Source organism: Paenibacillus profundus (assembly GCF_021369635.1).
GTDB lineage: Bacteria > Bacillota > Bacilli > Paenibacillales > Paenibacillaceae > Paenibacillus_B > Paenibacillus_B profundus.
This window is the reverse complement of sequence record NZ_JAJNBZ010000008.1, coordinates 199,070-208,108: the sequence shown is the minus strand read 5'-3', so window position 1 is coordinate 208,108 and position 9,039 is coordinate 199,070. Positions and strand designations below refer to the sequence as shown.

8 protein-coding genes are annotated in these 9,039 nt (G+C 49.6%); 1 reads left to right on the top strand and 7 read right to left on the bottom strand.

Features of this window, described 5'->3' with window-relative positions; genetic code table 11:
• Positions 1 to 401: 401 nt before the first annotated feature.
• The 7 genes from LQV63_RS13060 to LQV63_RS13030 form a co-directional block, all read right to left on the bottom strand.
• Positions 402 to 1,934, bottom strand: coding sequence for a LysM peptidoglycan-binding domain-containing protein (locus LQV63_RS13060; RefSeq protein WP_233697034.1), 1,533 nt, complete (start codon positions 1,932 to 1,934; stop codon positions 402 to 404).
• A gap of 162 nt (positions 1,935 to 2,096) precedes the next feature.
• Positions 2,097 to 2,975 (bottom strand): branched-chain-amino-acid transaminase, encoded by an 879-nt coding sequence (gene ilvE / locus LQV63_RS13055; protein WP_233697033.1) that lies wholly within the window; start codon positions 2,973 to 2,975, stop codon positions 2,097 to 2,099.
• 25 nt (positions 2,976 to 3,000) lie between these two features.
• Positions 3,001 to 3,861 (bottom strand): prephenate dehydratase, encoded by an 861-nt coding sequence (gene pheA, locus LQV63_RS13050; protein ID WP_233697032.1) that lies wholly within the window; start codon positions 3,859 to 3,861, stop codon positions 3,001 to 3,003.
• 22 nt (positions 3,862 to 3,883) lie between these two features.
• Positions 3,884 to 4,843 (bottom strand): homoserine kinase, encoded by a 960-nt coding sequence (gene thrB, locus LQV63_RS13045; RefSeq protein WP_233697031.1) that lies wholly within the window; start codon positions 4,841 to 4,843, stop codon positions 3,884 to 3,886.
• Complete coding sequence (gene thrC, locus LQV63_RS13040; RefSeq protein ID WP_233697030.1) at positions 4,843 to 5,910, bottom strand: threonine synthase; 1,068 nt, start codon at positions 5,908 to 5,910, stop codon at positions 4,843 to 4,845. The genes thrB and thrC overlap by 1 nt, the downstream gene beginning before the upstream one ends.
• A 64-nt stretch (positions 5,911 to 5,974) precedes the next feature.
• A complete protein-coding gene (locus tag LQV63_RS13035) occupies positions 5,975 to 7,261 on the bottom strand; it encodes a homoserine dehydrogenase (RefSeq protein ID WP_233697029.1) in 1,287 nt (428 codons plus the stop codon).
• Between the two features lie 50 nt (positions 7,262 to 7,311).
• Positions 7,312 to 7,749 carry an ACT domain-containing protein gene (locus tag LQV63_RS13030; protein WP_233697028.1) on the bottom strand — a complete coding sequence of 146 codons (438 nt, stop codon included), beginning with the start codon at positions 7,747 to 7,749 and terminating at the stop codon, positions 7,312 to 7,314.
• Between the two features lie 415 nt (positions 7,750 to 8,164).
• Between LQV63_RS13030 and LQV63_RS13025 the strand changes: the two genes are divergently transcribed.
• Entirely contained in the window at positions 8,165 to 9,031 is an 867-nt protein-coding gene (locus LQV63_RS13025; protein ID WP_233697027.1) for an aldo/keto reductase, read from the top strand.
• Positions 9,032 to 9,039: the final 8 nt, after the last annotated feature.

The window sequence follows — 9,039 nt, the reverse complement described above, 5'->3', positions numbered from 1 at the left end:
CGTTCGTCCTGAGCCAGGATCAAACTCTCCGTTAAAGTTAGTTTGACTTGCTCATGTATTGCTGACGAGGTTGTTAACCTCTATTACACAAACGTTTCACTCGTTGTTCAGTTTTCAAAGAACAATCTTCATTTTGTTACCGTTGTTGCATTCGACATTACTCAACATCATTTGCAACAGGATTTTATCTTAACACATCTTTCAACTCTATGTCAACATCTTTTTTTCAAAATCTGATTGACTGTTGTTTCGTTGTGTTCCGCCGTTTCTTGCGGCCGGATTTATAATATAGCATGGCTTGTCCTACTATAGCAACAGGTAATATCAACCATATTCACTCTCTCTATTATATAGAGTGATAGTGTTGATATTACCTTCAGATCCGGATTGCCATTTCTATCTTATCCGTTAATCCATGGCAGGCTTTGCATATGTTCCTTTTTTGGCGGAGCAGCAAGTTTCTTTTTTCGTAGAGTTGCTTTTCTCTCGCTGTTGCTTGAGCTGTGTGCTTCACCGCGAACCGTAGCTTTCTTCTCATTACTATCATTGCTTTTATTAACGGCCTTGTCTTCTGCATCAGACGAATCTGTATCGGAAACAGCTTGGAATTCTTCTTCCTGTCTTTCTCCATGACATGCGCAGTCACAAGATTCCGAAGGCATCGATGACTCATATGCGTCCACTGGCATGTTCGACGCCGAAGAATAGGCTGCGGGATTATACCATCCGGCTTCAGGCGAAACGTAGGAGGATGGATATGGAGCATATTCATACCCTTGATGACCTTGCCGGTCATAGCAGTTCGACGGCGTGGTATACATCTGAGCCTGATGAACGGGCGCGATACTCTCCTCGCAGCCGCATGGCATGGCATGGGTATACGGCATGGCGGCATAAGGCTGAATCATTGGTTCCCATATGCCAGACGGCACTGCGCACGGAATAGAGGAAGGGACAGCAGCTGGCACAGAAGACGGTATCATACTTGGCACACCGGATGACACTGCACCGTACATCGGCGGTACAGGAGGGTACATCACGCTCGGCATAGCCGGAAAAGCGTCGAAACATTCAGCTTGCGGATGATACATCGGCATAGATGCGTATGGCGCACAGTTAGAATAAGCATGTGGCATTGGCATCGGGGCCATCATTTCGGCAGCAGGCATGGCGAATTGCGCGAACAAATGATGATGAGGCTTTTCACAATCGCATGGCTTAATCTCAGGACATGGCGCCATCGGAACATACGGCATAGGTGCAATCGGCATTTCATAGTTTGGTGGTGGAAGAACAGGTATTGACGACATGTTCGGCTGTTGGACTTGGGTCGCTGGAGCAACGTAAGTCGGCATAGGAGGTACTGTAGGCGGAGCCGGCACTTCAGGTGTTGGCGGAACATACGGTGCTACTGGCTTTACGTTTTCGACCTTTTCAATTTCATAAATGCACTCAGCTTTCTTCTCAGGTACTGTAATCGGCTTAGTAAGCTCAGCTTTGGGCTGGGTGTTTTCCGTTTTCGGTTTTGTAAGCTCAGCTTTGGGCTTTGTCATTTCTGCATTACTATTTGGCTGCGCTGTCTCAGCAGGCATTGCCATTCCGGTGTGAACCTTTGGAATATTGATGACTTGACCGATAGCCAAGACATTCGGATTTTTCAGCTGCGGATTGGCGTTGATCATCGTCTGCAGCGGGATGCCCCAAGCTTTAGACAATTTCCACAGCGTATCCCCCTCCTTAACAACATGCTTATGAATAATTTCATGCCCGCTCGACGGATACTTTGAAGACGGAACCTTGATCTTCATGCCGACATCCAATTGGTTCGGGTCCTTCAATTGTGGATTCATGGCAATCAACTCTTCAAGGGATACATCGTACTTTTTGGACAACGAGTACAACGAATCGCCTTTTTTCACGATGTGAATTTTCACCTGTTGTAACCTCCCAACCGTTCATCATCCTCTTCACCTCGGGACAATCGCCCGGAAATTCAATTAATACATCCTATGCAGGTGTTAGGCATTTGACATCCCTCAACACAAAAAAATCCTCCCTAACTTAGGGAGGACTGGCCATTTGATATGAAACAGCGGCTAATCGTATACTTTAACGCCGTCTTCTGTGACGATTTTACGGAAATTTTCCAACAGGCTCAGTGTAACCGGTCCGGCTTGACCAGAACCAATAATACGACCGTCCACTTCACGTACGGCAATAACCTCTGCTGCCGTGCCTGTAAAGAACACTTCGTCAGCAACATAAATGTCATGCAGCGAAAACGGTTCTTCTTTTAAAGTCAGTCCAAGCTTCTGGCACAGCTCCATAATAGCTCCGCGCGTAATGCCTTCCAGTGCGCCCAAGTAGCACGGAGGCGTGTAGACAACTCCTTTTTTCACAAGAAAAATGTTGTCGCCCGATCCTTCCGTTACATACCCTTGCGCATTCAACATAATCGCTTCACCGACATCAGCCAAGTTCGCTTTAATTTTGACCAAAATGTTATTCAAATAGTTGAGCGACTTAATCTTCGGATTCAAAGCGTCCGGGATGTTGCGGCGTTCGGCTACCGACACCGTGCGCAATCCGTTGCGGTACGCTTCTTCCGAATAGATCGCCAATTGCTCTACAATAATGATGACGCTCGCTTTCGGACAGCGGAGTGGGTCCAATCCCAGATTACCGGGACCACGAGAGACAATCAGACGGATATATCCGTCCTGCAGCTCGTTTTTGCGAATGGTTTCGAGCAATACGTCCTGCATTTCCTCAATGGGTAATGGAATATTCAGCATAATCGACTTTGCCGAATCATATAGGCGCTCCAAATGCTCTTTACATTTAAAAATGTTGCCGCCGTATATGCGAATCCCCTCAAAAATACCATCACCGTACAAAAAGCCGTGATCATACACCGAAACTTTCGCATTTTCTTTTGTTACAAACTCACCGTCTAAATAAATCCACTGTTTCATCGTGCAGCACCTCCAAATGGTAACATTATTCTGTCATAGCATGTTGAAAAGTATAACTCGGATAAGAGCCTAATATGCGAACTTGGCAACCGATAGCTTCAATCTCCTCCATTGCGGCGGGAAGTAGCACCGTATCCAGCGCCATTTCGACATCAATGTAAAAATAATAGTTTCCAAGCCGGCGCTTCGTCGGCCGGGATTCGATCCGGGAAAGGTTAATTCGACGCCACGCGAACGCAGAGAGCACCTGATGGAGCGCACCTGGGAAATCTTCCGGCAAGGTGACGAGAATCGTCGTCTTCCTAGCAGACGATTCCGGCAACGAAATCGGTTCTTTCCCGATAAGAACAAATCGAGTGAAATTGTTCTGATGATCAGTCACTTGCGGAGCCAATACATCCAAGCCGTGCGTGCGCGCGCCCAGAGCCGTTCCGATGGCAACCCACCCTTGACCCGGATTCTCCTTTACACGGTGAACAGCCTCGGACGTGCTATTGACATGTTCCAATTCCGCATGCGGAAGCTGGGCCCGAATGAACTGCATGCACTGCGCCATCGCCACAGGATGCGACATCACTTTGCACACCCGGGACCAGTCACCTTGCACTTCTTCACGACGGCCAATTACATTTTGAATCGATGGGTACACCCATTCCGCCTGAAAAGGGAGATCTACCTCATGGACAATCCAGTCCATATGTAAATTGACAGAGCCTTCGATCGTATTCTCGATCGGAATGACACTATAATCCGTATCCCCGCGTACCGTCGATAAAAACACATCCGAAATCAGCTTATGGTGCATAAAGCAATTCTCTTCACCGACTAAATATACCGCAGCTTCATGTGATACCGAGCCTTCAGGTAATAATGCTATTCGCGCCATAAGCGTTTTACTCCTTCGCTGACTAATAATTTATACGTGCCGCTAGAACGGAGGACATGTTGTCCCACGTACCGCAGCACACAGCACCCTCCCGACTAATTCCCATCTCCATGACTTTCGCTTCCACACCGTGTGCAAGAAACGTTTTTTTCATATAAGAGACAAGCAAAGCGCTCGATTGACGCTTGTCCGTAAACGCAAGCAGTGTAGGTCCGGCACCGCTAAGCGCAACGCCTAGCGCACCATGCTCTGTCGCCTCGTCCAATATGCGCGGCATTCCGGGAATCAATGGTGCCCGGTAGGGCTGATGCAGACGATCACGCATCGCCGTCTCAATCACATGGAATTGCCCGCTGCATAGCGCGGCGACCAGCAAGGAAGAGCGGCTAATATTAAACACTGCATCCGCCACGCTTACTTGCTTGGGCAGAACATTGCGCGCCAGCTTCGTTTCCAATTGGAACTGCGGAATGGCCACAACCGTGCTTAAGTTACAATGAGGCTCAATCCGGATATGTTCCGTTCGTTCTCCATCCCAAGCAGCTGCAATTATGCCGCCGAACAGCGAAGCCCCGACATTGTCCGGGTGACGTTCGATTAAGGTTGCCATGTTGAACAGTTGCTCTTGGGTCAATGGATAGCCGATCAGTGCATTGGCGGCATAGAGTCCGCCGATGATAGCCGATGCGCTGCTGCCGAGACCGCGTGTCAAAGGAATGTCACTGTACACATCCATTTCAAGCGGACGACCTTCTACTCCAGCTGCACTGAACACCGAATGAGCAATCCGATAGATTAGATTGCTCTCGTCGGTAGGTATGCCCGCCAACTCGCTGCCATGAAGCCGGATGACCGTTGCCTCTGCCGGCTTCATGGCAATCCATAAATGCAAATTGAGTGCCATGCCAAGCGTGTCAAAGCCTGGACCGAGATTCGCGGTACTGGCAGGCACACGCACGAGCACGCCGTCTTGTTGCCACATTATTGCTCACCCTCTAATTGCCGAATCGCGTCCATAACCGCCTCTTCCGAGTCTTCCACAACAAGCGGTTCGGTTGCTGCCGTCTTAATAGCGATGTTCGGGTCCTTCAATCCGTGGCCCGTAAGCACGCATACGACCGATTCACCGCCAGAGAAATAACCTTCCTTATGAAGCTTGATGACGCCTGCAACCGATGCGGCTGAAGCTGGCTCGCAAAATACGCCTTCACGCGCCGCCAATAGTTGGTATGCTTCAAGAATCTGTTCGTCGGTAACATAGTTGATCTGGCCGTTCGATTGATCAGCCGCTTCTACCGCCGTCTTCCAGCTTGCCGGATTGCCGATCCGAATCGCCGTTGCGATCGTTTCGGGTTCGCGAATCGGTTCGCCCTTGACGATAGCCATTGCGCCTTCCGCTTCGAAGCCGATCATCTTCGGCAATTGGTTGCTCTTGCCTGCAGCATGGTACTCTTTGAAGCCTTTCCAATATGCCGAAATATTCCCTGCGTTGCCGACCGGAATCGCGAGCATATCGGGAGCTTTGCCCAATTGGTCGCATACTTCGAAGGCAGCCGTCTTCTGTCCTTCGATGCGGTACGGATTAACCGAGTTCACAAGCGTAATCGGATGCTTCGCCGTAATTTCTCGCACGATTTCAAGCGCGCGATCGAAGTTGCCTTCGATCGCAATAACTTTTGCACCGTAAATCATCGCCTGCGCAAGCTTGCCAAGCGCAATATTGTTGTTCGGAATCAGCACGATGCAGTTCACCCCGCCGCGTGCAGCATATGCAGCCGCTGCCGCAGACGTATTGCCCGTCGAAGCGCACATTATCGTGCGGCTGCCTTCTTCCATCGCTTTCGCAACAGCCATTACCATCCCCCGGTCCTTGAACGAACCCGTAGGGTTTAAGCCTTCGTATTTCAAATATAAATCCAAACCAAGCTCATTCGACAGACGTTCTGCCCGAACAAGCGGCGTGTTGCCTTCATGCAGTGTGAGCATCGGCGTGTTGTCGTTCACTGGTAAGTATGATTTATAGGTTTCGAGCAGTCCCATGTATCTCATCCACATATCCCCTCTTCAGATGTAAATTATATATCGTTAGCCCAAGCCCTTCTCGTTGCTCGGCCTAGCCTTCCACTCGATAAGCGCTCTTGATCGATTTGATAACGTCAAGATTGTCGAAGTGCTTATACACCTTCTTCATGCTCGCTTGGCTCGCCTGATGCGTAATAATGATAATTTCTGCATCCGGGTTGTGCGGATTCGGCTGCTGAACGACAGAATCCAAGCTCACTTCGTACTCCGCAAATACTTGCGTTATTTGAGCAAGCACACCTGCTTTATCTTCAACATGCAGCAAAATGAAGTTTTTGTACACGATTTGATCGTCGGTTTTCAGCTTTTTCTCTTTATATGGGGTAAGCGCACGCTGGCCGTTAACACCAAGCTTCATATTTTTGATGACAGCGACCAAGTCAGCAACGACTGATGTCGCCGTCGGCATTTCACCGGCGCCTGGTCCGTAGAACATTGTCTCGCCTACAGCCTCTCCGTATACATAAACAGCATTGAACACACCGTTCACCGCAGCGAGTGGATGCGAAGTGCTGACCATTGTCGGCTGTACAACGACACTGATCTGGTCATCTTGGCGCTCTGCAATGCCGAGGAGCTTCATTTCGTAGCCGAGACGCTTCGCAAACGCGATGTCCTCCTTCTTAATCTGCGAAATGCCGCGCACATCCACATCTTCCAAAGCGACATCCGAATGAAAGCCGAGCGTAGCCAGAATCGCCATTTTACGTGCTGCGTCAAGACCTTCCACGTCTGAGGTCGGATCAGATTCCGCATAGCCGAGCGCTTGCGCTTCCTTCAATACCTCTTCATAGCCTGCCCCTTCTTGGCTCATCTTGGTCAGTATAAAATTCGTCGTACCATTCACGATACCTATTATTTTCTTAATCCGATCGGAAGAGAAGCCTTCCATCAACGTGCGAATGATAGGGATGCCTCCGGCAACACTTGCTTCATAAAATACATCGCAGCGCTTCTCCTTCGCCTTCGCCATAATCTCGCGTCCATGGAGCGCCATCAAGTCTTTGTTGGCCGTGACCACATGCTTGCCTTGCTCCAAAGCTTCCATAATATATTGCTTGGTAGGTTCAATGCCGCCCATCACTTCAACGACAACATCGATATCCGGGTTATGAATAATGTCACAGGCCTCTTCAGTAAGCATCTCTTCCGGAATAGACACACTGCGCGCCTTTTGCAAATCCTTGACGAGCACCTTTTCAATTCGAATTGGCGATCCCACCTGGCTCGACAAGTCGTCCTGATGCCCCTCCACAATACGTACGACTCCAGTTCCTACCGTCCCCAACCCTAATAACCCAACTTTAATTGGCTTCATCGCTGTTTCTCCCCTTCTCTTCAACGGATTCTATCTGTAAAGCTCAACCATTATCCTTGTCCAATAACCGCCACCCGCTTCACGCCGGGAATATCGCGCAACGAGTCCAGCATCTCGCCGAACGGCTCCGCAATAAGCGATGTTTCTACGGAAATAACGACATTCGCCATCCCCTGCAGCGGAATCGTCTGATTGATGGTCAACACGTTGCCCTCAAAAGTTGCCACAGCACCAAGCACCTTGGACAAAATTCCTGAACGATGCTCCAAGTCCATAGATATCGTTACGATTCGTTCCCGCTCCAGCTGATTCAAAGGAAAAATGCCGTCTTTATACTTATAAAAAGCACTGCGGCTTAATTCGACGCGCTCAGCCGCTTCATGCACTGTCTTCACTTCACCCGTAGCGAGCAATTGCTTCGCCTTCACAGTCTTGACAACCGCTTCCGGTAAAATGTCCTCTCGTACTAAGTAGTATCGCTCTGACATTGGTAGTCCTCCATAAAAAGACTTTTGTTTTCTTATAGAGGACATTATAGCGGATTTGTATGCGTATTGGCAATAGGCAATCCGATAAAAGTGCGTGATTCAAAGCGAGCTTTTTGCACAACCTCTACAAGTAGTTAAATTGGATCTATTATACACGATCGTGAACTTAACTAAAGCATTTTCCTAACAAGTTGCCTAAAAAAATACGTGGACCATCCAGCAAGGGCGCTCCGGCATCATGTTTGGGCAATAAAGCGCCACGTTATTGAAACGAGTGCCACAAAAACAACAACCAATTCCCAGCAGTTGGAACTTTCACGCTTAGGACGCGTACAATGGAATAACGTCAGCACAGTATAGGACTGTTCAATACTGTTGAATTTACTTCATCTTTTTAGAAAGGGATGCTTTTATTATGCAGATGAAACCATTAGGGGCCACTTCGCTACATGTGTCTGCCCTCGGATTCGGTGGAGCTCCGCTGTCCGTACAAGGAAGACCAGAACGTCCACAAGCGGAAGCTGCGATCCGGGCCGCTCTGGAGAGCGGGATCACGTTCTTCGATACCGCTGATACATACAGCTTGGGCGAGCATGATCTTGGGCATAACGAGCGCTTGTTCTTGGATACAATTCCAGCTGGCCTGGGTTGCGTCCTTGCGACGAAGGGAGGGCTGGCGAGACCGAACGGAGAATGGACCTATTCCGGCCATCCGCAGGCGCTGCGGGCAGCATGTGAACGCAGCTTGACCCTATTGCAGAGAGAAGCCCATCCGCTATATTACCTGCATGCACCCGATCCTGAAGTCCCCTTTGAAGAATCTTTCGGAGAGCTGACGAGACTACAGGCGGAAGGCAAGATTGAACATCTCGGCCTGTCCAACGTCTCGATGGCTCAGTGTGAAACGGCATTCCGCATGGCGAACGTCGCCGCCATACAGAATCGGTTCCATTTCTTTGACCGGCGATCGCTGGATGTGCTGAATTATTGCGCCGAGCACCACATCAGCTTTGTCGCATACAGTCCCAACGGCGGTCCTGGCCAAGCGGCCAAGCTGAAGGAGCATCCACTGCTGCAAGAGCTCTCCCAGCAATATGAGGTGAGCGTCCATCAGATCGTACTTGCATGGATGATGGCCCTGTCACCGCAGCTCATTCCGATACCGGGGGCGACAAGACCAGAGTCAATCCGCGACAGCGCCAAGGCCGCACAACTATCGCTAGCGTCTGACGATCTGGCGAAGCTTAACGCCTGCAGCACCTCAGACGAAGTTCAGTCATAACAGACAGA